Source organism: Nioella sediminis (assembly GCF_001879695.1).
GTDB classification, from domain to species: domain Bacteria; phylum Pseudomonadota; class Alphaproteobacteria; order Rhodobacterales; family Rhodobacteraceae; genus Nioella; species Nioella sediminis.
Genome location: NZ_MNBL01000097.1, coordinates 1 through 21,374, shown reverse-complemented (window position 1 = coordinate 21,374; position 21,374 = coordinate 1). Strand labels below are relative to the sequence as shown.

The window sequence follows — 21,374 nt, the reverse complement described above, 5'->3', positions numbered from 1 at the left end:
AGAGCTTTGACGGGCCTCGGCCCGCGATCCTTGGGCCGTTTGGAAATTTTTTTTCGCCAGGGCCAGATTTTCGGCCCTGCGCGCGGGATCGGCGGCCGGGGTGGCCGCTGTCATGGCCGACCTCAGGTCGTCCAGATCGAAGTCATCCTTGCGGGGGGTCATGTCGACTCCTCCTCGTTGCGAATACGGGCGAGCGCCTTCTTGGCCTCGGATATGCGCCAGCTGACCGTGCCTTCGGAGACACCGAGGATCTCGGCCACCTCGGCATGGGTCAGGTCGTCGAGCACCAGCGCCAGCGTGTCGCGCAAGCTGTCCGAAAGCTGCGCCATGGCACGGTAGAGCCACGCGACCTGTTCACTCTCCTCGGCGGCGGCCTTGCGGCGGTTGACCTCCCAATCGCCCCAGCCTTCAGCGGCGCGGGCATGGGCGGCGGCGCGGCGGCGGTGGTCGGTCGCGGCGTTCACCGCCACACGGTAGAGCCATGTCGTCACCTGCGCCTGCCCCCGGTAGCTGGCAAGCTTGGCGGGCAGCGCGGCGCAGATGTCCTGAGTCAGATCCTCGGCCTCGGCCCGCGATCCGGTCAGCCGGAAGGCCAGCGCAAAGAGCCGGTCATAGTGACGCGACAAAAGCGCCTCGAAGGCGTCCGCGTCGCCACCGGCAGCCTCAAGGGCCAGGTCCTGATCCGTTACACTCATGCGCATGTCTTTCCTTGGACGCAGCCTAGACCGCGTTCCTTGGGAGGAAAGTGAAATTTTCTTTGGGGCAGGCGCGCGCTTTTTCAGCGCTGCCTTTCGAGGCCCGAAAACCGCGATTTCAAGAAATCGAAATGAATGCCCTAAAATACTAATTTCATTGACGAAAACCGGATTCATCCGCATTCAGGGAAGGCATTACAGCTTTGTGCAGGAGCGCAGCGCATGGGGATTTCCTATATCAAGCAGGGGGCCGCCCCCGACGATCAGGACAACCGGGAGCTGACCGATCAGGTTGCCCTGATGCTGCAGGTGATCGAGACAGAGGGCGAAACGGCTGTCCGTCGCATGGCCGCGCAATTCGACAGATGGGAGGGCGATATCCTGCTGTCGGACGAGGATCGCACCCGCGCCATTGCCCGCGTGCCCGACGCGGTCAAAGAGGACATCCGCTATGCCCATGACAATATCCGCCGCTTTGCAGAGGCACAGCGCGCCTCGGTCACGGATTGCGAGATCGAGCTGGCGCCGGGGCTGGTGGCGGGGCAACGGCTGATCCCGGTCTCGGCGGCGGGGTGCTACGTGCCAGGCGGGCGCTATGCGCATGTGGCCTCGGCCCTGATGACGATCACCACGGCCAAGGTGGCGGGCGTGCCGCATATCACCGCGACCTCGCCTGCAAAGCCCGGGCAGGGCATCCCCGATGCCATCGTCTTCACCATGGACCTTGCGGGCGCCGACGCGATCCTGGCGCTTGGCGGGGTGCAGGCCGTGGCCGCCATGGCGCATGGGCATTTCGGCCTGCCGGGGGCGGATATTCTAGTGGGACCGGGCAATCAATATGTGGCCGAGGCCAAGCGGCAGCTTTTCGGCCCCATCGGCATCGACATGGTGGCGGGGCCGACCGACAGCATGGTCATCGCGGATGGCACCGCCAATCCCGAAACCGTGGCCTGGGATCTGGTTGGGCAGGCGGAACATGGCTATAATTCGCCGGTCTGGCTGGTCACGAATGACGCGGTTCTGGCGCAAAGTGTTCTGGGTATGGTGCCCGGCCTGATCGAGACGCTGCCCGAGCCCAATGCGGAAAACGCCCGGCAGGCCTGGGCGCGGCATGGCGAGATCATCCTGTGCGACAGTTTCGAGGAGATGGCGCGCGTGGCCGATGACTATGCGCCCGAACATCTGCATGTGCAGGCCGAGGGGCTGGATTGGTGGCTCAACCGGCTGCGGGTCTATGGCTCGCTGTTTCTGGGGGCGGAAACCACCGTAGCGTTCGGCGACAAATGCGCCGGGCCAAATCACGTGCTGCCCACATCGGGCGCGGCGCGCTATACGGGCGGGCTGTCGGTGCACAAGTTCCTGAAAACCGTGACCTGGCAGAGGGCAACTGCCGAGGGCGCGCGCCCCGTGGCCGAGGCAGCGGCGCGGATTTCGCGGCTGGAGGGCATGGAAGGCCATGCGCGCACGGCGGATATCCGGCTAAGGGGGTAGCGGGGAAGGTGGGCACACTGCCCACCCTACGACCTCAGATCCGGAACAGGGGCTGCAACAGGCGCGGCAGCACGCTGTGGAAGCGCAGCGGCGCGTCGGTTGCGGCGAGGCAGATGCAGGGCAGGCCCTCTCCGGCGACGGGGGTATGATCCAGTTCTTCGTCGGCCACTTCCAGATCGCCCACGCCGAAGGCGCCGGTTTCATCGCTGAAACTGCCTTGCAGGACCAATGTCATCTCGATTCCGTTATGTCCGTGATCGGGCACCGCGCGGCCCGGCGGGATGTAGAGCAGCCGCAGGCTGCCGTCCGGCCCATCCATCAGGATCGACTGGCGCACACCCATGCCGAGGCTTTTCCAGCGCGGTTCGCGATTTTTCAAAGCTGCCATCACCGGGCCGGGATAGATGCCCTTACGCTTCGGCGCGGGGCGGTCTTCGGGCGCGGGCCCGTCCAGCAGCGCCAGCACATCGGCCTTCAACGCGTCGGACAGGTCAACCGCTCCGCCCTCTTCCAGCACGGCACCACCGGCCATCTCATGCGCCTGCATCCCGGCCCGACAGGTCGCGCACATGGACACATGCGTTGCCACCACGGTCTCGAAGACCGGCGGCAGGGTGCCAGCGGCATAAGCCGCGAGCATCGGCTCGGGGATGTGATGGGTAATCTCACTCATGGCTCTCGTAGCTCTTTCAACTCGTGCCGCAGCCGGTCCAGCCCTAGCCGGATGCGGGATTTGATGGTGCCGAGCGGCAGCCCGGTCTGGTCGCGGATTTCCTGATGCGTCAGATCGCCCAGATAGGCTTTCTCGATCATTGCCCTCTGTTCGGGTTTTAGGCGGCTGAGCGCCTGTTTCAACTTCCCTGCTTCCTGTTCCATGGCCAGCACCTGTCCGGCATCCGGCTCATGGTCGTCTTCGTGTTTCAACTCTTCGGGCATCGCGCGGCCCGTGCGGCGGATCGTGTCGATCTGGCGGTTGCGGGTGATCTGGTAGATCCAGCCCGACACCTGCGCCCGTTCGGGATCGAACTGCGCCGCCTTGTGCCAGACGGTCAGCATGACATCCTGCACGATCTCTTCGGCCAGCGCCGCATCCATGCCACCCCGCATGACAAAGCCCTTCAGACGTGGCGCGTAGAAATCAAAGAGCCGCGCAAAGGCCGCCTTGTCGCGCGCATCGCGCACGGCCAGCATCCACGCGGTCTGGTCTGTCATGTCCTGCCCGTCAGTCACGGCTTTCCTGTCCCTTTGCACGCGGCGCGCCAAGCGCTTTGTCTGCGCTTTGCCCGTGTCGTATGCCATGTCAGCCGTCATCAACATACGATCTCTACGCAGGGGTGCAAATTCCGGATCATTTTTGATCCGATCTTTTTCTCTCTCCGTACTCCTTTCACCATCCACACGGAGACGCCCATGTCCTTTGACGCCCCCTTTCGCCCTGCCCGCCGCATCGCCATCATCGGTGGCGGCATCTCGGGGCTCGCTGCCGCATGGCTGCTGTCGCGCACGGATTCCGTCACGCTTTACGAGGCCGAGCCGCGCTTGGGGGGACATGCCCGCACCGTGATGGCGGGCAAAACCGGGGATCAGCCGGTCGATACCGGCTTCATCGTCTTCAACTACGCCAACTATCCGCACATGACCCGCATGTTTCAGGATCTGGACGTGCCCGTCGTGAAAAGCGACATGAGCTTCGGGGCCACGGTGGATAATGGCCGCATCGAATACGGGCTCAAGGATCTCGACGCGCTTCTGGCGCAGAGGTCGAACCTCGCTCGCCCCGGTTTCCTACGGATGCTGCGCGATATCCTGCGCTTCAATGCGCGGGCCGAGGAACTGGCAAAGGACGATAGCGCCACCATCGCCGACCTGATGCGCGATCTGAAACTGGGCCGCTGGTTCCGCGACTATTACCTTGTGCCTCTGTCCGGTGCGATCTGGTCGACCCCGCCGGAACAGATCCTGTCGTTTCCGGCCAAGGCGCTGGTGCAGTTTTTCCGCAACCATGCGCTCATGTCGACATATGGCCAGCACCAATGGTGGACGGTGGATGGCGGCAGCCGGGAATATGTCAACCGTCTGGAAACCTATCTGCGCGCAGCCGGGGCCGACCTGCGCGTGGGCCAGCCGGTCAAATCCGTGCGCCGGTCGGGCGGCGCGGCGACGGTCGTGTCCGAACAGGGGGCAGAGGTGTTCGATCATGTCATCTTCGCCTGCCATTCCGATCAGGCATTGCGGCTTCTGGACCGGCCCACCAAGGAAGAACAACAGGCCCTGTCCGCGATCCGCTTTCAGGATAACGAGGTCTGGCTGCATCGCGACCCCGCCCAGATGCCCAAGCGGCGCAAGGTCTGGTCCTCCTGGGTGTATCAGGCCGAGCAGAACGCAGACAGCACCCGCATCGGCGTCAGCTACTGGATGAACCGGCTGCAGAACATCCCCGAGGATGACCCCCATTTCATCACCCTGAATCCTGCCCGCCCGATCCGCGAGGATCTGGTCTATGACCAGACCACATTTGCCCATCCGGTCTTCGACCTTGCCGCCCTGCGCGCGCAGGGGCAGCTGCGCGAGATGCAGGGGCGCAACAACACCTGGTTTGCCGGGGCCTATACCCGCCACGGCTTCCACGAGGATGGGTTCGCAAGTGCCGTGCGCATTGCCCGCGCATTGCAGGATCAACAGCAGGTCATCGCCGCATGAGCCACTGGCCCGAACATCTGCAAAGCCAGACCACCCACGCACGGCGCGGCGGCATCCGGCACGCGTTCACCCATGGGGTGGATTTCGTGCTGATCGACCCTGACGCCCGCGGGGGTCCCGCGCTGTTTGCCCGAAACCGTGCGGGGCTCTATTCCGTTCAGGATCGCCACCATGGCGGGGCACCGGGTAAGGGCCGTGGCGTTGTCTGGGCGCGGGAGGTCTTCGCAGCCCATGGCCTGACCGACGCACGCATCCTGCTGCTGACCCAACCCGCCTTTCTGGGCCGCGTCTTCAACCCGGTCAGCTTCTGGCTCGCCTTTCGCGGCGATGATCTGGTCGCGGTGATATCAGAGGTAACCAATACATTCGGGGATCGTCACAGCTATCTATCGGCGCATCCCGGCTTCACCCCGATCCAGCCGCAAGACGTGCTGGAGGCGGTGAAACTCATGCATGTGTCCCCCTTTCAGGAGATCAAGGGCGGCTACCGGTTCCAGTTCCGCATCACGCCCGACCGGATCGCCATCCGCATCGGTCATGAAAACGGCCCCGAGGGCGTGGTTGCCACCCTCACCGGCACCCGCCGTCCGATGACCAATGCCACGCTTCTGGCCGCCGCCATCCGCCGCCCGGCGGGCACCGCGCGCACTTGGGTTTTGATCCACTGGCACGCGCTCCGCCTGAAACTGAAAGGGGCGCTCTACCGCCCCCGCCCCGACGCCCCCACAGAAGAGGTAAGCTGATGCTGTTTCTGACCACCCGCGTGAAACGCGATTTTCTGGAAAGCTGTGGCCAGATCACAGAAGGCAGCCTGCGCCTGCGCACGCCCGAGGGCGAGGTCTACGATTTCGGCCACGGACTGCCCGAGGCTGAAATGACGATCCACGACTGGTCGGTCGTCACCGCCTGCGCCGCCAAGGGCGATATCGGCTTGGGCGAGACCTATCTGGCGGGCCTCTGGGACACGCCCTCGGTCGCTGATCTCTGTCAGGTGGCCCTGCAGAACATGGAGCGGCTGGAAAGCTTCGTCTATGGCGGCTTCTGGGCGCGCATCGGCTACCGGCTGCTGAACACTGTCATGCGGGCAAATTCCCGTGCCGGGGCGGCGCGCAACATTCGCAAGCATTACGATGTGGGAAACGAGTTCTATTCCCTCTGGCTCGACCGGGGGATGACCTATTCCTCCGCCCTCTTTGCCGAAGGCGACAGTGACCTGACCCGCGCGCAGCACCGCAAGAACGCCCGCATTCTCGACCAGTTGAGCGGCGACAGCGTGCTGGAAATCGGCTGTGGCTGGGGCGGGTTTGCCGAAGCGGCCGCCGACCGGGGGCATCGTGTGACCGGCCTGACCCTTTCGCCAAGTCAGAAGGGCTACGCCGATGCCCGTCTTGATGGCCGGGCCGAGATCCGCCTTCAGGACTACCGCGACACGCGCGGGCGCTTTAACAATATCGTGTCGATCGAGATGGTGGAGGCCGTCGGCGAGCGCTATTGGCCCACCTATTTCGGCGCCTTGAAAGACCGGCTGGCAGACGGGGGCCGCGCGGTGCTTCAGGTCATCACAGTGCCCGACGACTACTTCGGCATCTACCGGCGCGGGTCCGACTTCATCCGCTCGCATATTTTTCCCGGCGGTATGCTGCTGTCTCCGGCCGTGATCCGGGATCAGGCCTCGCGGGCCGGGCTTCAGGTAGTTGATGATTTCGCCTTCGGGCACCACTACGCGGCCACCACCAAGGCGTGGCAGACCCGGATGGATGCCGAGAGCCGCCGCATCGCGCGCCTTGGCCTGCCGGAAGAGTTCCTGCGTGGCTGGCGGTTCTATCTTGGCTCCTGCACGGCGGCCTTCCTGACCGGACAGACCGGGGTGCATCAGGTCGCGCTGGCCCATGCCGGGGAGGCAAGCCGATGACCTACGCCTTCGCCGTTCTGGCCCTGACACTGATCCTCTGGCTCGCCTTTCGCGCCCGGTTCAGCTTTCGCCGCCAAAGCCCCGAAACCTACGCGGACACAGGCCCCGCCTTCGACATCCGCCGCCATCTGAACGGCCCCATCCATTGCGAGGGCGTGATCTATGGCCCACTTGGCACCGTCACCTCTCGCTTTACCGCCGATATGCAGGGCGAATGGGCGGGCGCGACCGGCACGCTGGCCGAGCATTTCCGTTATGCGGGTGGCGGAACCCAGGACCGCAAATGGTTCCTCAACGTCGCCAATGACGGAACCTTCACCGCCACCGCAGATGACATCATCGGCACCGGGCGCGGGGTAATGTCAGGTGCCACCGTGTGCATGAACTATCGCCTGAAACTATCCGATGACGCGGGTGGCCATGTGCTGGACGTGACCGACTGGATGTACCTGATGGACAATGGCGTGATCATGAACCGGTCCGAGATGCGCAAATACGGGCTGCGTGTGGCCGAACTGGTCGCCACCATGCGCCCCGCCGCCTGACATGTTCACTGGCAAGACCTATTGGCTGATCGGCGCGTCCGAGGGGCTTGGCCGCGCCCTGGCCGGGCTATTGGCCGCTGAAGGCGCGCATATGATCCTGTCGGCGCGGAATGCCGAGCGGCTGGAGGCGCTTGCCGACACCCTGCCCCACGCCCGCGCCCTGCCGATGGATGTGACCGACAGCGGATCAGTACAGGCGGCGGTCGCGGATCTGGGCGAGATCGACGGGGTGATCTACTGCGCCGGGGCCTATGAGCCGATGACCGCACAGGCGTGGAACGTGGAAGAGGCGCTGAAGGTCTCGGAGGTCAATTTCACCGGCGCCCTGCGCAGCCTCGGCCATGTGGTGCCCCGAATGGCAGACCGCGGCAACGGCCATATCGTCCTTATCGGATCGCTTGCCGGGTTCCGGGGTCTGCCCGGTGCCATCGGCTACAGCGCCAGCAAGGGCGCGCTGATGCAACTGGCCGAGAACCTGTTCATGGACCTGCGGGGGACCGGGGTGACGGTCCAGCAGATCAACCCCGGCTTCATCAAGACCCGGCTGACCGAGAAAAACAGCTTCGACATGCCCTTCATCCTGTCTCCCGAGGAGGCCGCCGCAAAGACCCTCAAGGCCATGAAATCCCGCCGCTTCGCCACGTCCTTTCCGTGGCCGATGGCTGCCTTCTTCCGGCTTGGCTCCGTCCTGCCCATCCGCCTCTTCCGCCGGATGCTGAGCTGATCAGAGCCACTTCTTCCACTTGAACACAAGATAGCAGCCGACCGCCGACACCAGCATCAGCGCCAGCGCCGCCGGGTAGCCCCAGGGCTGCGCCAGCTCCGGCATGACGGCGAAATTCATCCCGTAGATCGACGCGACCAAAGTGGGCGGCAGGAACAGCACCGCCAGAACCGAGAAGATGCGGACCGTGGAATTCTGCAACAGGGTGATCATCCCGAGCGTTGCATCCACGCTCAGGCCGATGCGCGACGACAGGTAGTCGCTATGTTCCGACAGCGCCTCGATATCGCGCTGCAGCCCCGCGACCAGCCCGGCCACCGCCGCGCCCCGGTCGCCGGACTCGAAGAAGCTAAGGGCGCGTTCCAGCGTCAACAGCGCCAGACGGATCCGGCCAATCGCCTCGCCCTGCAAGCCCACTTGTCTTAGCGTCGCCTGCAACGCATCGGGGTCGCGCCCGGCATCGCCCGCGAAGACCTGCCGCGTGGTGTCGTCCAGCACCCGGCCCACACCTTCCAGCAGATCGGCCAGCCGCGCCACGATTTCTTGCGCCAGCCCCAGAAACACCCGTTCCGGCGCGTCGATCCCGGCCGAGGACTGCCCGGCACGACCCGGATAGGTGAGGAACGGCCGGGGCTGGTGATGGCGCACGCTGACCAGACGGTCAGCCGTCAGGATGAACGCCACCGGCGCGGCCACCTGGTTTCCCTCGGCATTCTCTCCGGTCAGCACCACCGTCAGCACCTCGGCCCCCTCGTCGCGATACAGCCGGTTGGACAGCTCGATCTCTTCCATCTCGGCAAGGCTCGGCACGTCAATCCCCAGCTTGGCCATCAGTGCGACCTCTTCAGGCGTGGGCTGAAACAGGTCGACCCAAAGCGCCTGTCCCGGCTCTGCCTCCTGCAAGGCACGGCCTGCACACTCATACGCCGTCAGCATGCGAAATCTCCGATCCTTGTCTGTCCCCGGATTGTCCGGGCAAGCCTATCAGACTTCCCAGACGAAAGAGGTCGCCAAATTTGCCCGCCTGCGGACCCGCCCCTTCCTGACTGAAAAAATGTTCCCCAATTTCCCCGCCCGCGCCGCGAACCTGCCACAAAGCCGGGCCACATTCTGCGAACCCGATATTGCAAGGAGACTTAGAATGACCCTCTACCTGGCCTGTATTGCCACTGTCGTATGCTGCACCATGGGCGCCAACGCGCTTTACAAATTCATCGTTTCCCGTCGTGAAGACAAGGGCGACATCGCGGACGCCGTGGCATAAGTCTGATGACAGCCACGCGCCACCGCGAGGCGCGAGCAGAGACATGAAAACGGCATCTTCCGGGGTGCCGTTTTTCATTTTCCCTCAGGCGGCGCGGAAATCGCTCGGGGTCTGGCCGGTCCAGCGGCGAAAGGCCCGCACGAAGGACGAGGGTTCGGAAAATCCCACCAGATAGGCGGTCTGGTTGACCGACACCTTGCGCGCCGACAGGTAATCGCAGGCCATCCGCTGACGCAGCGCGTCATGCACCCCGCCAAAGGTCGCGCCTTCCTCTTTCAGCCGCCGATACAGCGTCTGGCGGCTCATCCCCAGATCCGCCGCCATCCTGTCCATCGAAATATCGCCCTCGTGCAGAATGGCCATCAGCCGCGCTTCCACCTGCGCCCTGACCGACCCGTCTCGTGACAACGCCTCCAGCAGCTGATCGGCGCGGCTGGCGAAGATGCCGAAGACATAACGGCTGGTCTCCTCCCACTCGACCTCCAGCCATCTGGGTTCGATTCGGATCGCATTGCGCGACGCGCCAAAGCGCACCGGCACGCGGTAGAGCTCCTCATAGGCGGCGGCATGCGGCGGGGCGGGGTAACTCACCTCCATCTCCAGCGCGAAATCCGCCTTGGGGAAGCTGCGCCGGAACTCTCCGATGAATCGGGCAAAGGCGGTTTCGGTCAGCGCCGGAAAGCTGTTGGGATCGGGCCGATTGTCAACGATCCAGATCTGCCCGTTTTCCGGGTTGACGCTATAGCGTTCCGCCCCGTTCATGATGTCAAGTTCCACCATCAGCTTGGCATAGCGGTTGAGCTGCACCATGGACTCCGCCATCGAGGCAGAGGAATGCACGATCAACCCGACGATCGAGACCTCCTCCAGCTTGGTGCCAAGGCTGTAGCGGATGGGCAAGGCCCCGTCCCCGCTGGCCGCACAGGCCGCCTCGATCAGCGCCTTGTAGGCTTCCAAAGGCACCCGCGCATCCTGATCGGACAGGTCCATGCCTGCCAGCCCTGAGGCCGCAAGCAACCCCGTCCGGTCCGCGCCCTCTGCCACCGCGTAGTCCAGAAATCCTTTCACGATCCCCGCCGCTGCCGTGGCGCCTGTCGCTGCAATCATACCGTCATTCCAATCGCTATGTCCCAGACCTAGCCGCGCTGGCACGAATTGCCAACAGGTTGAAACGCGGGGTCATGGCGATGAAACGAAGCACGGCCTAGATCGCGTTCATCGAAACACCCCAAGGACGACCCCCATGAAATCCTGCCTGATCACCCGCCTGTCCCAGCGGCGCCTTGGCCTCTGGTCCAGCCCGCTATCCGCCCTGCCCGACCGGTTGCGCGCCGATATGGGCCTGCCCGACCGCCCCGCGAAACTGCCCGCGCGGCCCTTTCTCTTCCTCACGCCCCTCATGAAACTCTGAAAGACCCTTCCATGAAACCCGTTATGTTCCTCTCCCCCCTGATGATCGCCGCGCTCGTCTCGGCCTGCGCCGAAAGCGGTGCCAACTACGCACCGGTTCTCGATGGCGAACCGACCGCCGCCTATGCGCACGACCTGCGCGCCTGCCAGGCACTGGCCGCCAATCAGCGCCAGTTCGACCGCCAGACCGCGGGCAGTGCCGCGCTTGGCGCGGGCGTGGGTGCGCTGGCCGGTGCGGCTGATGAGAATGTCAGCGAGTCCGAAGGCATCGCCGCCGGTCTGGTCGTCGGCGCATTGGTCGGGGCCGCCGCAGGGGCAGGCGACGCCAGTGACCGGCGCGAATCCATCGTCGTGGAATGCCTGCGCGGGCGTGGTCACAGGGTGGTTGGCTGACCCCCTAGGCGGCACCAGAGCGCGGCCCGCAAGGGCCGCGCGTGTCGATGCGCCGAAGGCGCAGCGAAACCGGTCCTGAAGAAACTGAAGAGGGTCCCCCCGGCCTCCGACGATGGCACTGGCGAAAACGCCGCCCACCTCGCGCTCAACCGGCATCGCCACCCCGTAGCTTTCATCTTGGCCCAAATACCTCCGCCGGAGGCATCCCGCCCTCACCACCGATCCAGCCGCCCGTGATGGCACACAGACCCCGCGCGACGCCCCTGACACACGCGCTCCCGTCCGACCCGGCGCGCACCGCTCTCCTCCCGCGCGGGGAAGGGCCTTCGAAGGCCCTTGCGAAGAGGTTTCGAAACCTCTTCCCCCCGCAAGCGGCAAGGTTTCGCGCCCGATCAGGTCAACTCGGAAATCAGAGTTTCGTCTGCACGCCCGGTGCACGGGGGTGTACAGGGGGTGTACGCATGGCGCCCCCCTCTTTTCGCGGCGCCTAGCGCCCCTTCCAGACCGGGTCGCGCCCCTCGGCAAAGGCCTTCGACCCCTCCAGCTGATCCTCCGACCGGTAGAGCGTTTCCACCGTCTCGAACTGGCTTTTGGTGATCTTGTTCATGGCGTCCTGGAACTTCATGTCCTCCGCCTCACGCACGATCTCCTTGATCGCCGCATAGACCAGCGGCGGTCCCGACGCCAGCAGGTCCGCCATCTCGCGCGCCTTGGCAAGCAATTGATCTGCCGGGTAAATATGGTTCACGAAGCCCCACCGTGCGGCTTCCTCCGCATCCAGCCAGCGGCCCGTGAACAGCATCTCCATAGCGATGTGATAGGGGATACGCTTGGGCAGCTTGACGCTGGCCGCATCGGCCACGGTGCCCGACCGGATCTCGGGCAGCGCAAAACTGGCGTGATCGGCGGCCAGGATGATGTCAGCGGACAGCGCCAGCTCCAGCCCGCCCCCGCAGCAGATCCCGTTAACCGCTGAAACCACAGGCTTATTCAGTCCCCGCAATTCCTGCAACCCGCCAAATCCGCCCTTGCCGTAATAGGCGTCGACCGGGTCGCCCTCGGCGGCCGCCTTCAGATCCCACCCGGCGCAGAAGAACTTCTCGCCGCCGCCCGTGACAATCGCCACGCGCAGGTCGGGATCGTCCCGGAACTCGGTAAAGACCTCGCCCATGATCTGGCTGGTTCTCATGTCGATCGCGTTGGCCTTGGGCCGGTCCAGCGTGACCTCCAGCACATGGCCACGGCGGTCCGTGCGGACGGGGGTGTCTGTCATCTGTCCTCTCCGATTGTGATCAGCGCATCGGCGGCAACGGCCTCCGACGGGGTGCATATGAGCGGGTTGATCTCGATTTCCTCCAGCCGGTCGGCTTTGGCGGTGACGAAGCTCTGAACGGCCATGACGGCCTCCACCACACGCTCCACGTTAGCCGGGTCCGCTCCGCGATAGCCAGCAAGAAGCGGCGCGACTTTCAGCGTTTTCAGGGCCGCGCGGATATCATCGCGGGTCGAGGGTACCAGCAGCGAGACCGTATCGCGCAGGATTTCCGTCAGCGTCCCCCCTGCCCCGAGTGTCAGGACAAAGCCATGCGCCGGGTCGCGGACGACGCCGACCAGCAGCTCCGCCACCGTGCCAGTCACCATCTCTTCCACCAGGAAAGACGATGCCTGCATCCCCGCAGCCGCCGCCTCGACCGCCGCCGCATCCGCGAGGTTCAACACCACCGCGCCCGCCTCGGTCTTATGGGCCACGCCCTCTCCCTTCAGCACCACGGGAAAGCCGAGGCCCGCCGCGATCTCTACCGCCTCGGCTGCCCCCAATGCCCGGCCCGATCCCGGCACCCGCACACCATGCCCTGCCAGCGCCGCCTTGGCCTGTGCCTCCGTCAGCGTCCTTGCGCCGACCGGATCGCCCGGCAACAGCACCGGCTCCGGCACCTCTCGCACCTGCCCCAGCCACGCCCCCAGATCGAGCGCCGCCAGCGCCTCACCCATCCCCGAAAACGGCACGATCCCGCGCGCCACGGCCCGGTCTGCCACCTCTTCCGGCAAGGTTTCCGGCAGGCTCGCCAGAATGCACATCCGCTTCCCCGTCGCGGCCTGCGTGTCTGCGATGGCCTCCACCACCTTGTGCCAGTCACTGGCATCGCAACGGTCCTCGCGGGGGAAGTCCAGCACCGCGCAGCCCATGGCCAGATCGCCCTGCATCATGGCGCTGAAACAGCGGGTGGTAGCGGGCTGATCACCCCAGATATAGGTGTGATAATCCAACGGGTTGGCCAGCGCCACCTTGGGGCCAAGAGCCTCGGCCAGAGCCGCCCTCTGTCCGGGTTCCAGCGGCGGAAAAACAAGCCCCGTGTCCATCGCCAGATCAGCCATCAGGCTCGCCTCACCGCCGGAACAGGACAAAGACCCGATCCGGTTCGACGCCAGCGACCCGCCCACATGCACAAGCTTCAGCGTCTCCAGCATCTCGGCCAGCGTCCGCGCCTGTGCGATCCCGAGCCGCGCCAGCAGCGCCCGCCCCCCCGCATCGCTGCCCGCGACCGAAGCGGTGTGCGACACCGTCGCCGCCCGCGCCTGTTCCGACGCGCCGATCCGCACCGCCACGATGGGTTTGCCCAACTCGCGCGCCGTGGCCGCCAGCGCCTCGAACCCGCGCAGGTCGGATATCCCCTCGATATGCAGCCCAAGCGCGGTGACGCGGGGATCGGCCAGCAACCCCCGCCCCATCATCGCCAGATCGGTCTGCGCCTGATTTCCGGCGGTCATGATATAGGCAATCGGCAGCCCGCGGGCCTGCATCGACAGGTTGCACGCGATGTTGGAGCTCTGCGTGACAATCGCCACACCGCTGTCCACCGGCACCAGCCCATGCTGGTCGGGCCACAGAAGCGCCCCGTCCAAAGCATTGAGAAACCCGTAACAATTGGGCCCCAGAACCGGCATATCCCCGGCCGCAGCAACCAAGGCACGTTGCAACTCCGGCCCGTCCGCCAGCTCCGCCTCCGCTTCCGCAAAGCCGCTGGCAAAACACACCGCGCCGCCCGCCCCCATCTTCGACAGCAGCGCCACGGTCTCCACCGTCACATGCCGGTTCACGCCGATGAAAACCGCATCCGGCACCCCCGGCAGGTCTTCAACCCGTGCGAACACCGGCAGGCCCGCCATCTCGCTGCGGCGCGGATGCACCGGCCACAGATCACCCGAAAACCCGATCTTGAGGCATTCGCGCAGCACATTCGCACACCACGCGCCACCCCCGATCACCGCGATGCTCGCGGGCCGCAGCAACCGATTCAGTTCACGCCCCATAGGCTCCCTCGCACCTGCTTTCATCTTGGCAAAAATACCTCGGGGGGTCCGGGGGGCAGCGCCCCCCGGCGGATCGACGCCGAAGGCGGCGAAATCCCCCTCCTCATGCGCCCAATGGCCGGAACAGCTCGCGGCTGATGATATGGCGCTGAATCTCGCTGGTGCCGTCCCAGATCCGTTCCACCCGCGCATCGCGCCAGAACCGCTCGATCGGATAGTCGCTCATCAGCCCCATGCCGCCATAGATCTGCAGGGCCGCATCCGTGACCCGTGCCAGCATCTCGGTAGCGTACACCTTGGCCGAGGCAATCTCGCGGTTCGCGGGCAACCCCTGATCCAACCGCCAGGCGGAGTTCAGCGTCAGCAGATCCGCCGCGTCGATTTCGGTGATCATGTCGGCGATCTGAAAGCTGACGCCCTGGAATTTCGCGATCTGCTGTCCGAACTGTTCCCGCTCGGCGGCATAGTTCAGCGCATAGTCGAAGACCCGCCGCGCGCGACCGACGCTCATAGTGGCGACCGTGATCCGCGTGGCATAGAGCCAGGTGTTCATCACCTCGAACCCGCCATCGACCTCGCCCAGAACCTGCGCGTCGGGCAGGCGGCAATCGTCGAATTCCAGCACCATGTTCTTGTAGCCCCTGTGGCTGACCGATTTGTAACCGTCGCGGATGGTGAAGCCGGGCGTGCCCCGGTCCACCAGAAAGGCCGTGATCCGCTTCTTCGGGCCCTTCGGCGTCATGTCCTCACCGGTTGCGATGAAGACGATGACGAAATCCGCGTGATCGGCGCCGCTGATGAAATGCTTGGTGCCATTGACCACCCAGTCGCCGCCATCGCGCACGGCCGAGCATTTCATGCCCCGCACGTCCGAGCCCGCGCCCGGTTCGGTCATCGCCAGCGCGTCCATCCGCTCGCCACGCACGGCGGGCAACAGGTAGCGTTCCTTCTGATCGCCCTCGCAGGCCATCAGGATGTTCTGCGGTCGCCCGAAGAAATGGTTGAGTGCCATGGACCCGCGCCCCAGTTCCCGCTCCACCAGGGCAAATTCCAGATGGTTCAGCCCCGCGCCGCCCACTTCCTCGGGGAAGTTGCAGGCATAGAATCCCAGCTCGATCGTCTTGCGCTTGATCTCGTCTGCCACCTCTTTCGGCACTTCGCCGGTGCGCTCCACTTCGTCCTCGTGCGGGTAGATTTCCTTTTCCACGAAGCTGCGCACGGTGGAGACGATCATCTCCTGTTCATCGGTCAGACCGAAATTCATGGGCCTTCTCCCTTGTCCTGCTGGCTCGACTATGGAAGATGCGCTTGAGGCAATCATGCATAATTGGTCGCAGGTCATGCAGAAACCGCAACAGATTACGCCGCCCCGCAGCATCGGCGTGCTGCTTTTCCCTTCCTTCTCCAACCACTGTCTCGCCAATGCGGTGGAACCCCTGCGCGGGGCCAACATGCTGTCACGGCGGGGGCTCTATGACTGGCAGTTCCTCAGCCTCGACGGGGCGGGCGTGGCGTCTTCCTCCGGCCTGACGGTGCAGCCGCAGGCGCGGCTCTCGGATCATCCGGGCGGCGACTACCTGCTGGTGATGCCGAGCTATGAGTTCGAACGCCACGCCACCCCTACCCTCACCCGCGCCTTGCGGGCGGCGGCGGGGCGGTTCCGGACCATTGTGGGCCTCGATACCGGCAGTTACCTGATGGCGGCGGCGGGGCTGCTCGACGGGCGGCGGGCGACGATCCACTGGGACGAGCTGGACACGCTGGCCGAACGCTTCCCCGATGTTACGGTGACCGAGGATCGCTTCGTCATCGACGGCACCCGGATCACCTGCGGCGGCACCACCACCACGTTTGAACTGATGCTGCACCTCATCGACGCCCATCACGGAGCGATGCTGCGGCTGGAGGTGGCCGCGCTGTTCATGCATGGCGAGGCCGACCCGCGCGCCGATCCACTGACCCGCCTGCCCCGCGACCGGCTGGTTCAGGCGGCCGTGTCGATCATGCGCCGCAATATCGAAACGCCCCTGCCCGTGGGCGAGATCGCCACGCGCCTATCGCTCAGCCAACGCGGGCTGGAGGCGCATTTCGCCCGCGAAACCGGCATGTCGCCCCGCGCTGTCTACACGGCGCTTCGGTTGAGACAGGCCCGGCTGCTGGCCGAGCGCACGACGCTTTCTGTGGCCGAGATCGCCACCCGTTGCGGCTATGGCGATGCCAGCGCCATGACCCGCGCCTTTCGCCGCGAGTTCGGCCAGCCCCCGACCGTGTACCGCCAGTCCTGACCCTCAACTATTTTAAGCTTGAAACAAAATCAGGCAACCCATAGGGTCGCGCACAGGGAGACTCGCACCACATCCGATCTCAGGAGGCGCGCCATGGGCGACCAACCTTTCAACCCCGGCAGCGACGGCGCGCAGATGGATTTTCGCGCCGCCATGTCCTATGGCGATTACCTGCATCTCGACGGGATCCTGCAGCAGCAGCACCCGCTGTCCGATGCCCATGACGAGATGCTGTTCATCATCCAGCACCAGACCAGCGAGCTGTGGATGAAACTGGCAATCCATGAACTCTCTGCGGCGCGCAATGCTTTGCATGCGGGACAAATGTCGCAGATGTTCAAGATGCTCGCCCGTGTTTCCCGCATATTCGAGCAACTCAACAGCGCCTGGGACGTGCTGCGCACGATGACGCCCGCCGACTACACGCGCTTTCGCGAAACGCTCGGGCCGTCCTCCGGCTTCCAGTCTTACCAGTACCGGCTGATCGAGTTCGTCCTGGGCAACCGCAACCCGAACATGGTCAAACCCCATGCCCATGTGCCCGGCGTAGCCGAGATGCTGGAGGCCGAGTTGGCCCGCCCGAGTTTCTACGATGAGGTCGTCACGCTGCTTTTCGCGCAGGTGGACGGACCGGACCCCGAGCCAGCCCCGCAGCTTGACACGCCCCACCATGCGCGCCCGGACATTCAGGCGCGCTGGAAGGCGGTCTATGAGGATACCGATCGCTACTGGACGCTCTACGAGCTTGGCGAGAAGCTGGTGGACCTTGAAGATTACTTCCGCCGCTGGCGGTTCAACCATGTCACCACGGTGGAACGTGTCATCGGCTTCAAACGGGGTACCGGCGGCACCTCGGGCGTGCAATACCTGCGCCGGATGCTGGAGGTGGAGCTGTTCCCCGAGCTCTGGCACGTCAGAGGAGAGCTGTAAGATGGGTGTACCCCTGCCCCGCAAGGACCTGTTCTATATCCCCGAAGGTGTGATCTACCTCGACGGCAATTCGCTTGGCGTGCTGCCCAAGGGCGCCGCCGCGCGGGCCACCGAGGTGATCGAGCAGGAATGGGGCCAGCAGCTGATCCGCGCCTGGAACGTGGCGGGCTGGATGGACCTGCCCCGCGTGGTGGGCGACCGGATCGGGCAACTGATCGGCGCACCGGAGGGGTCCGTTGCCACTGGCGACACGCTGTCGATCAAGGTCTATCAGGCTTTGGCCGCCGCCCTGAAGATGCGCCCCGACCGCCGCGTGATCCTGTCGGATAACGGCAACTTCCCCTCCGATCTCTACATGGCGCAGGGGCTGATCGGCACCATCGACAAAGGGTATGAGCTGCGCACCCCCGCGCCCGAGGACGTGGCCGGTGCGATCACCGAAGAGGTCGCTGTCGTCATGCTGACCCATGTGGATTACCGATCCGGCCGGATGCACGACATGAAAGCCATCACCGAAAAGGCCCATGCCATGGGCGCGGTGATGATCTGGGATCTGGCCCATTCGGCGGGGGCGGTGCCGGTCGATATGGCCGGGTCGAACGCCGAATTCGCCGTGGGATGCAGCTACAAATACCTCAACGGCGGCCCCGGCGCGCCCGCCTTTATCTACGCCCGTCCCGACATCATCGAAGGGGTGGAACCGGCGCTCTCCGGCTGGCTCGGCCATGACGCGCCCTTTGCGATGGAGCTTGGCTACCGCCCCGCCATGTCCACCGAACGGCTGCGCGTGGGCACGCCGCCGATCCTGCAACTGGCGGTGCTGCAAGAGGCGCTGAAAGCCTGGGACGGGGTCGATATGGATGATCTGCGCAGGGCCTCGCTGACCCTGTCGGAATGCTTCATTCGCGAGGTTACCGCCCGCTGCCCCGAGTTGCGCCTCGCCTCCCCCACCGATCCCACGACTCGCGGCAGCCAGGTCTCCTTTGCCTTCGCGCACAGCTACGCTGCCATGCAAGCCCTGATCGCGCGCGGCGTCATCGGCGATTTCCGCGCCCCCGACATCATGCGTTTCGGCTTCACGCCGCTCTATCTGGATGAGGGCGACGTGATCCGCGCCGCCGAGATCCTCGAAGAGGTGATCAAGACCCGCGCCTATGAAGCGCCCGAATACCAGACCCGGTCGCGCGTCACCTGAGCCGGAGACGCGCGCCTTTGTCCTGTTGATCATTCCCCGCGCCTGATTTAGGCCAGCGGCGAAAGCAACCACGGCGACTCCCGGGGACCTGCCGACGCGCACCGAAACGGTCTGCGCCGCAAGGCCCCCAGCCCCCCTCGGAACTTTGAAAAAGGGAACGGAACATGGCAGATCAAAAACAACCTGACATTGTGTATACCATTGTAGACGAAGCGCCCGAACTGGCCTCGGCCTCGTTCCTGCCGATCATCCGCAAATTCGCGGATGCCGCTGGCGTCAGCGTCGGCACCAAGGACATTTCGCTGGCGGGCCGCATCCTGTCGACCTTCCCGGACTACCTGTCCGAAGACCAGCGCCAGTCCGACGATCTGGCCGAACTGGGCCAGCTGGTGAAAACGCCCGAGGCCAACGTCATCAAGCTGCCCAACATCTCGGCTTCCGTGCCGCAGCTGGTCGCCGCCGTGAAGGAGCTTCAGGCACAAGGCTACGCCCTGCCCGACTACCCCGAGGCCCCCGCGACCGACGAGGAAAAAGCTGTCCGCGCCAAGTATGACACCATCAAGGGCTCGGCCGTGAACCCGGTCCTGCGCGAAGGCAACTCCGACCGCCGCGCCGCCGCAGCCGTCAAGAACTTCGCCAAGAAGAACCCGCACCGCATGGGCACATGGTCTGCCGACAGCAAGACCAAGGTCTCGTCCATGCCCGGCAACGATTTCTACGCCAATGAGGTCTCGGCCACGCTGACCGCCGAACAGGCCGGAGCCGCCAAGATCGAGTTCGTGGGCAAGGATGGCGCAGCCACCACGCTGAAGGACAACTGGCCGCTGATCGAAGGCGAAGTCGTCGATGCCACCTTCATGTCGGTCAAGGCGCTGTCCGCCTTCCTGGCCGAGGCCATCGAAGACACCAAGAAAGACGGCACGCTCTTCTCGCTGCACATGAAAGCGACGATGATGAAGGTCTCCGATCCCATCATCTTCGGACATGCGGTGAAAGCCTGGCTCGCGCCCGTGTTCGAGCAGTTCGGCGAAGAACTGGCCGCGCTCGGCGTGAACCCCAACTCGGGCCTCGGCGACGTGCTGGCCCGTGTCGCGGACAACGCGGAAATCATGGCCGCGATCGAGGCCGCCACGGCAGACCGCCCGCCGATGTACATGGTGAATTCCGACAAGGGCATCACCAACCTGCACGTCCCCTCCGACGTCATCATCGACGCCTCCATGCCCGCGCTCATCCGCGCCGGCGGCAAGGGTTGGGGCCCTGATGGCAACGAGGGTGACACCAACTGCGTCATCCCCGACAACTGCTATGCCCCGGTCTATGACGAGACGATCAGCTTCTTCAAAGCCAATGGCGCGCTCGATCCGGCCACCGCAGGCACCGTTCAGAACCTCGGCCTGATGGCCCAGAAGGCCGAGGAATACGGCTCCCACCCCACCACCTTCGAGGCGCCTGCCGACGGCACCATCCGCATCGTGCTGGCAAATGGCGAGACGCTGCATGCCCACGAGGTGGAACAGGGCGACATCTGGCGCGCCTGCACCGTGAAAAAGGCCCCGATCGAGAACTGGATTCAGCTTTCCATCGACCGCCAGCGCCTCACCGGCTACCGGTCGATCTTCTGGCTCGATGCCAACCGCGCCCATGATGCCGAGCTGATCAAATACGTGCAGCCCGCGCTGGAAGCAGCTGGCGTCGCAGACAAGTTCGAGATCATGGCCCCCCGCGAGGCCACCCGCGCCTCGCTGGAAACCATCACCGCAGGCGGCAACACCATCGCCATCACCGGCAACGTGCTGCGCGACTACCTGACCGACCTCTTCCCGATCCTGGAACTTGGCACCTCGGCCAAGATGCTGTCGATCGTGGGCCTGATGAATGGCGGCGGGCTGTTCGAGACCGGCGCGGGCGGCTCTGCGCCGAAGCACGTTCAGCAGCTGGTCGAGGAGAACCACCTGCGGTGGGACTCGATGGGGGAATTCTGCGCCCTTGGCGAAAGCCTCAACTTCCTCGCCGACAGCCGTGGCAATGCCAAGGCGGGCGTCCTGGGCCGCGCCGCAGAGGCCGCCACGCAGGGCATCCTCGACGACAACCGCAGCCCGTCGCGCAAGGTGGGCGAACCCGACAACCGCGACAGCCACTACTGGTTCGCCCGCTACTGGGCCGAGGCGCTGGCGGCCCAGACCGACGACGCCGATCTCGCGGCGCATTTCGCCCCAATCGCCAAAGCCCTGGCCGACGGTGAAGCGGCGATCCTGGCGGAACTCAAGGCCGCACAAGGCCCGGCAGCCGATATCGGCGGCTACTACAAGCCCTCGGTGGAAAAGAAGGCCGCCGTCATGCGGCCCTCGGCCACCTTGAACGCGATCATCGGCTAAACCCGCTAACACCAGACACCAAAGAAGGCCGCCCGCACCCCGCAGGCGGCCTTTTCATCTTGGCCAAAATACCTCCGCCGGAGGCACCCGACCCAACCACCAGCGGACCGGTTGACACCTAGACCGTCCCTCCCCACGCA

General features: G+C 65.0%; 21 protein-coding genes. 13 read left to right on the top strand and 8 right to left on the bottom strand.

Features of this window, described 5'->3' with window-relative positions; genetic code table 11:
* Positions 1-158: 158 nt before the first annotated feature.
* Positions 159-695: an RNA polymerase sigma factor gene (locus tag BKY26_RS12530; protein ID WP_071690729.1), complete on the bottom strand. Its 537-nt coding sequence runs from the start codon at positions 693-695 to the stop codon at positions 159-161.
* A 222-nt stretch (positions 696-917) separates the two neighbouring features.
* Here BKY26_RS12530 and hisD point away from each other — a divergent pair, with 222 nt between their 5' ends.
* Positions 918-2,186, top strand: a complete 1,269-nt coding sequence (gene hisD / locus BKY26_RS12525; RefSeq protein WP_071690728.1) for a histidinol dehydrogenase — start codon at positions 918-920, stop codon at positions 2,184-2,186.
* A 34-nt stretch (positions 2,187-2,220) separates the two neighbouring features.
* On the opposite strand, the gene BKY26_RS12520 is transcribed toward hisD, so the two are convergent.
* Positions 2,221-2,859, bottom strand: a complete 639-nt coding sequence (locus tag BKY26_RS12520; RefSeq protein ID WP_071690727.1) for a ChrR family anti-sigma-E factor — start codon at positions 2,857-2,859, stop codon at positions 2,221-2,223.
* Entirely contained in the window at positions 2,856-3,398 is a 543-nt protein-coding gene (locus BKY26_RS12515) for a sigma-70 family RNA polymerase sigma factor (protein ID WP_281249836.1), read from the bottom strand. The genes BKY26_RS12520 and BKY26_RS12515 overlap by 4 nt, the downstream gene beginning before the upstream one ends.
* A gap of 198 nt (positions 3,399-3,596) precedes the next feature.
* Between BKY26_RS12515 and BKY26_RS12510 the strand changes: the two genes are divergently transcribed.
* From BKY26_RS12510 to BKY26_RS12490, 5 genes are read left to right on the top strand one after another with little or no spacing between them, the layout of a single operon-like run.
* Entirely contained in the window at positions 3,597-4,886 is a 1,290-nt protein-coding gene (locus tag BKY26_RS12510) for an NAD(P)/FAD-dependent oxidoreductase (RefSeq protein ID WP_071690726.1), read from the top strand.
* Positions 4,883-5,629, top strand: coding sequence for a DUF1365 domain-containing protein (locus tag BKY26_RS12505; RefSeq protein WP_071690725.1), 747 nt, complete (start codon positions 4,883-4,885; stop codon positions 5,627-5,629). Before BKY26_RS12510 ends, BKY26_RS12505 begins: the two co-directional genes overlap by 4 nt.
* Positions 5,629-6,798, top strand: a complete 1,170-nt coding sequence (locus BKY26_RS12500; protein WP_071690724.1) for an SAM-dependent methyltransferase — start codon at positions 5,629-5,631, stop codon at positions 6,796-6,798. Before BKY26_RS12505 ends, BKY26_RS12500 begins: the two co-directional genes overlap by 1 nt.
* A complete protein-coding gene (locus BKY26_RS12495; RefSeq protein ID WP_071690723.1) occupies positions 6,795-7,343 on the top strand; it encodes a DUF3833 domain-containing protein in 549 nt (182 codons plus the stop codon). The genes BKY26_RS12500 and BKY26_RS12495 overlap by 4 nt, the downstream gene beginning before the upstream one ends.
* A 1-nt stretch (position 7,344) precedes the next feature.
* Positions 7,345-8,067: an SDR family NAD(P)-dependent oxidoreductase gene (locus tag BKY26_RS12490; protein WP_071690722.1), complete on the top strand. Its 723-nt coding sequence runs from the start codon at positions 7,345-7,347 to the stop codon at positions 8,065-8,067.
* Here BKY26_RS12490 and BKY26_RS12485 read toward each other — a convergent pair whose 3' ends face one another.
* Positions 8,068-9,003, bottom strand: a complete 936-nt coding sequence (locus tag BKY26_RS12485; RefSeq protein WP_071690721.1) for a magnesium transporter CorA family protein — start codon at positions 9,001-9,003, stop codon at positions 8,068-8,070.
* Between the two features lie 205 nt (positions 9,004-9,208).
* Between BKY26_RS12485 and BKY26_RS20795 the strand changes: the two genes are divergently transcribed.
* Positions 9,209-9,331: a hypothetical protein gene (locus BKY26_RS20795; RefSeq protein WP_281249835.1), complete on the top strand. Its 123-nt coding sequence runs from the start codon at positions 9,209-9,211 to the stop codon at positions 9,329-9,331.
* Positions 9,332-9,415: 84 nt separating this feature from the next.
* On the opposite strand, the gene BKY26_RS12480 is transcribed toward BKY26_RS20795, so the two are convergent.
* The gene (locus BKY26_RS12480) at positions 9,416-10,438 is read right to left on the bottom strand and encodes an AraC family transcriptional regulator (protein WP_071690720.1); all 1,023 of its coding nucleotides are present in this window, start codon (positions 10,436-10,438) and stop codon (positions 9,416-9,418) included.
* Between the two features lie 136 nt (positions 10,439-10,574).
* Between BKY26_RS12480 and BKY26_RS20275 the strand changes: the two genes are divergently transcribed.
* Together BKY26_RS20275 and BKY26_RS12475 are read left to right on the top strand one after the other, a co-directional pair.
* Entirely contained in the window at positions 10,575-10,742 is a 168-nt protein-coding gene (locus tag BKY26_RS20275) for a hypothetical protein (RefSeq protein WP_158514335.1), read from the top strand.
* 11 nt (positions 10,743-10,753) lie between these two features.
* Positions 10,754-11,134 carry a glycine zipper family protein gene (locus BKY26_RS12475; RefSeq protein ID WP_071690719.1) on the top strand — a complete coding sequence of 127 codons (381 nt, stop codon included), beginning with the start codon at positions 10,754-10,756 and terminating at the stop codon, positions 11,132-11,134.
* Between the two features lie 487 nt (positions 11,135-11,621).
* Here the strand turns inward: BKY26_RS12475 and BKY26_RS12470 are convergent, their stop codons facing one another.
* The 3 genes from BKY26_RS12470 to BKY26_RS12460 all read right to left on the bottom strand — a co-directional run bounded on the left by BKY26_RS12470 (position 11,622) and on the right by BKY26_RS12460 (position 15,710).
* Positions 11,622-12,407 (bottom strand): carnitinyl-CoA dehydratase, encoded by a 786-nt coding sequence (locus tag BKY26_RS12470; RefSeq protein WP_071690718.1) that lies wholly within the window; start codon positions 12,405-12,407, stop codon positions 11,622-11,624.
* Positions 12,404-14,446, bottom strand: a complete 2,043-nt coding sequence (locus BKY26_RS12465) for an acetate--CoA ligase family protein (protein WP_071690717.1) — start codon at positions 14,444-14,446, stop codon at positions 12,404-12,406. The genes BKY26_RS12470 and BKY26_RS12465 overlap by 4 nt, the downstream gene beginning before the upstream one ends.
* Before the next feature lie 103 nt (positions 14,447-14,549).
* Positions 14,550-15,710 (bottom strand): acyl-CoA dehydrogenase family protein, encoded by a 1,161-nt coding sequence (locus BKY26_RS12460; RefSeq protein WP_071690716.1) that lies wholly within the window; start codon positions 15,708-15,710, stop codon positions 14,550-14,552.
* Between the two features lie 55 nt (positions 15,711-15,765).
* Here BKY26_RS12460 and BKY26_RS12455 point away from each other — a divergent pair, with 55 nt between their 5' ends.
* The 4 genes from BKY26_RS12455 to BKY26_RS12440 all read left to right on the top strand — a co-directional run bounded on the left by BKY26_RS12455 (position 15,766) and on the right by BKY26_RS12440 (position 21,234).
* Positions 15,766-16,731 carry a GlxA family transcriptional regulator gene (locus BKY26_RS12455; protein ID WP_227435018.1) on the top strand — a complete coding sequence of 322 codons (966 nt, stop codon included), beginning with the start codon at positions 15,766-15,768 and terminating at the stop codon, positions 16,729-16,731.
* 93 nt (positions 16,732-16,824) lie between these two features.
* Positions 16,825-17,661: a tryptophan 2,3-dioxygenase gene (locus tag BKY26_RS12450; RefSeq protein ID WP_071690715.1), complete on the top strand. Its 837-nt coding sequence runs from the start codon at positions 16,825-16,827 to the stop codon at positions 17,659-17,661.
* Position 17,662: 1 nt separating this feature from the next.
* The gene (kynU, locus tag BKY26_RS12445; RefSeq protein WP_071690714.1) at positions 17,663-18,856 is read left to right on the top strand and encodes a kynureninase; all 1,194 of its coding nucleotides are present in this window, start codon (positions 17,663-17,665) and stop codon (positions 18,854-18,856) included.
* 164 nt (positions 18,857-19,020) lie between these two features.
* On the top strand, positions 19,021-21,234 hold the full coding sequence (locus tag BKY26_RS12440; RefSeq protein ID WP_071690713.1) for an NADP-dependent isocitrate dehydrogenase: 2,214 nt from the start codon (positions 19,021-19,023) through the stop codon (positions 21,232-21,234).
* Positions 21,235-21,374: the final 140 nt, after the last annotated feature.

Bases quoted from the DNA above. Each gene is read 5' to 3' on its own strand.
- BKY26_RS12460 (WP_071690716.1), bottom strand. From the start codon at position 15,710: ATGAATTTCGGTCTGACCGATGAACAGGAGATGATCGTCTCCACCGTG.
- BKY26_RS12480 (WP_071690720.1), bottom strand. From the start codon at position 10,438: ATGATTGCAGCGACAGGCGCCACGGCAGCGGCGGGGATCGTGAAAGGA.
- BKY26_RS12500 (WP_071690724.1), top strand. From the start codon at position 5,629: ATGCTGTTTCTGACCACCCGCGTGAAACGCGATTTTCTGGAAAGCTGT.
- BKY26_RS12475 (WP_071690719.1), top strand. From the start codon at position 10,754: ATGAAACCCGTTATGTTCCTCTCCCCCCTGATGATCGCCGCGCTCGTC.
- BKY26_RS12530 (WP_071690729.1), bottom strand. From the start codon at position 695: ATGAGTGTAACGGATCAGGACCTGGCCCTTGAGGCTGCCGGTGGCGAC.
- BKY26_RS20795 (WP_281249835.1), top strand. From the start codon at position 9,209: ATGACCCTCTACCTGGCCTGTATTGCCACTGTCGTATGCTGCACCATG.
- BKY26_RS12455 (WP_227435018.1), top strand. From the start codon at position 15,766: ATGCATAATTGGTCGCAGGTCATGCAGAAACCGCAACAGATTACGCCG.
- BKY26_RS12485 (WP_071690721.1), bottom strand. From the start codon at position 9,003: ATGCTGACGGCGTATGAGTGTGCAGGCCGTGCCTTGCAGGAGGCAGAG.
- BKY26_RS12510 (WP_071690726.1), top strand. From the start codon at position 3,597: ATGTCCTTTGACGCCCCCTTTCGCCCTGCCCGCCGCATCGCCATCATC.
- BKY26_RS12505 (WP_071690725.1), top strand. From the start codon at position 4,883: ATGAGCCACTGGCCCGAACATCTGCAAAGCCAGACCACCCACGCACGG.
- BKY26_RS12440 (WP_071690713.1), top strand. From the start codon at position 19,021: ATGGCAGATCAAAAACAACCTGACATTGTGTATACCATTGTAGACGAA.
- BKY26_RS12450 (WP_071690715.1), top strand. From the start codon at position 16,825: ATGGGCGACCAACCTTTCAACCCCGGCAGCGACGGCGCGCAGATGGAT.
- hisD (WP_071690728.1), top strand. From the start codon at position 918: ATGGGGATTTCCTATATCAAGCAGGGGGCCGCCCCCGACGATCAGGAC.
- BKY26_RS20275 (WP_158514335.1), top strand. From the start codon at position 10,575: ATGAAATCCTGCCTGATCACCCGCCTGTCCCAGCGGCGCCTTGGCCTC.
- BKY26_RS12490 (WP_071690722.1), top strand. From the start codon at position 7,345: ATGTTCACTGGCAAGACCTATTGGCTGATCGGCGCGTCCGAGGGGCTT.
- BKY26_RS12520 (WP_071690727.1), bottom strand. From the start codon at position 2,859: ATGAGTGAGATTACCCATCACATCCCCGAGCCGATGCTCGCGGCTTAT.
- BKY26_RS12465 (WP_071690717.1), bottom strand. From the start codon at position 14,446: ATGGGGCGTGAACTGAATCGGTTGCTGCGGCCCGCGAGCATCGCGGTG.
- kynU (WP_071690714.1), top strand. From the start codon at position 17,663: ATGGGTGTACCCCTGCCCCGCAAGGACCTGTTCTATATCCCCGAAGGT.
- BKY26_RS12495 (WP_071690723.1), top strand. From the start codon at position 6,795: ATGACCTACGCCTTCGCCGTTCTGGCCCTGACACTGATCCTCTGGCTC.
- BKY26_RS12515 (WP_281249836.1), bottom strand. From the start codon at position 3,398: ATGACAGACCAGACCGCGTGGATGCTGGCCGTGCGCGATGCGCGCGAC.
- BKY26_RS12470 (WP_071690718.1), bottom strand. From the start codon at position 12,407: ATGACAGACACCCCCGTCCGCACGGACCGCCGTGGCCATGTGCTGGAG.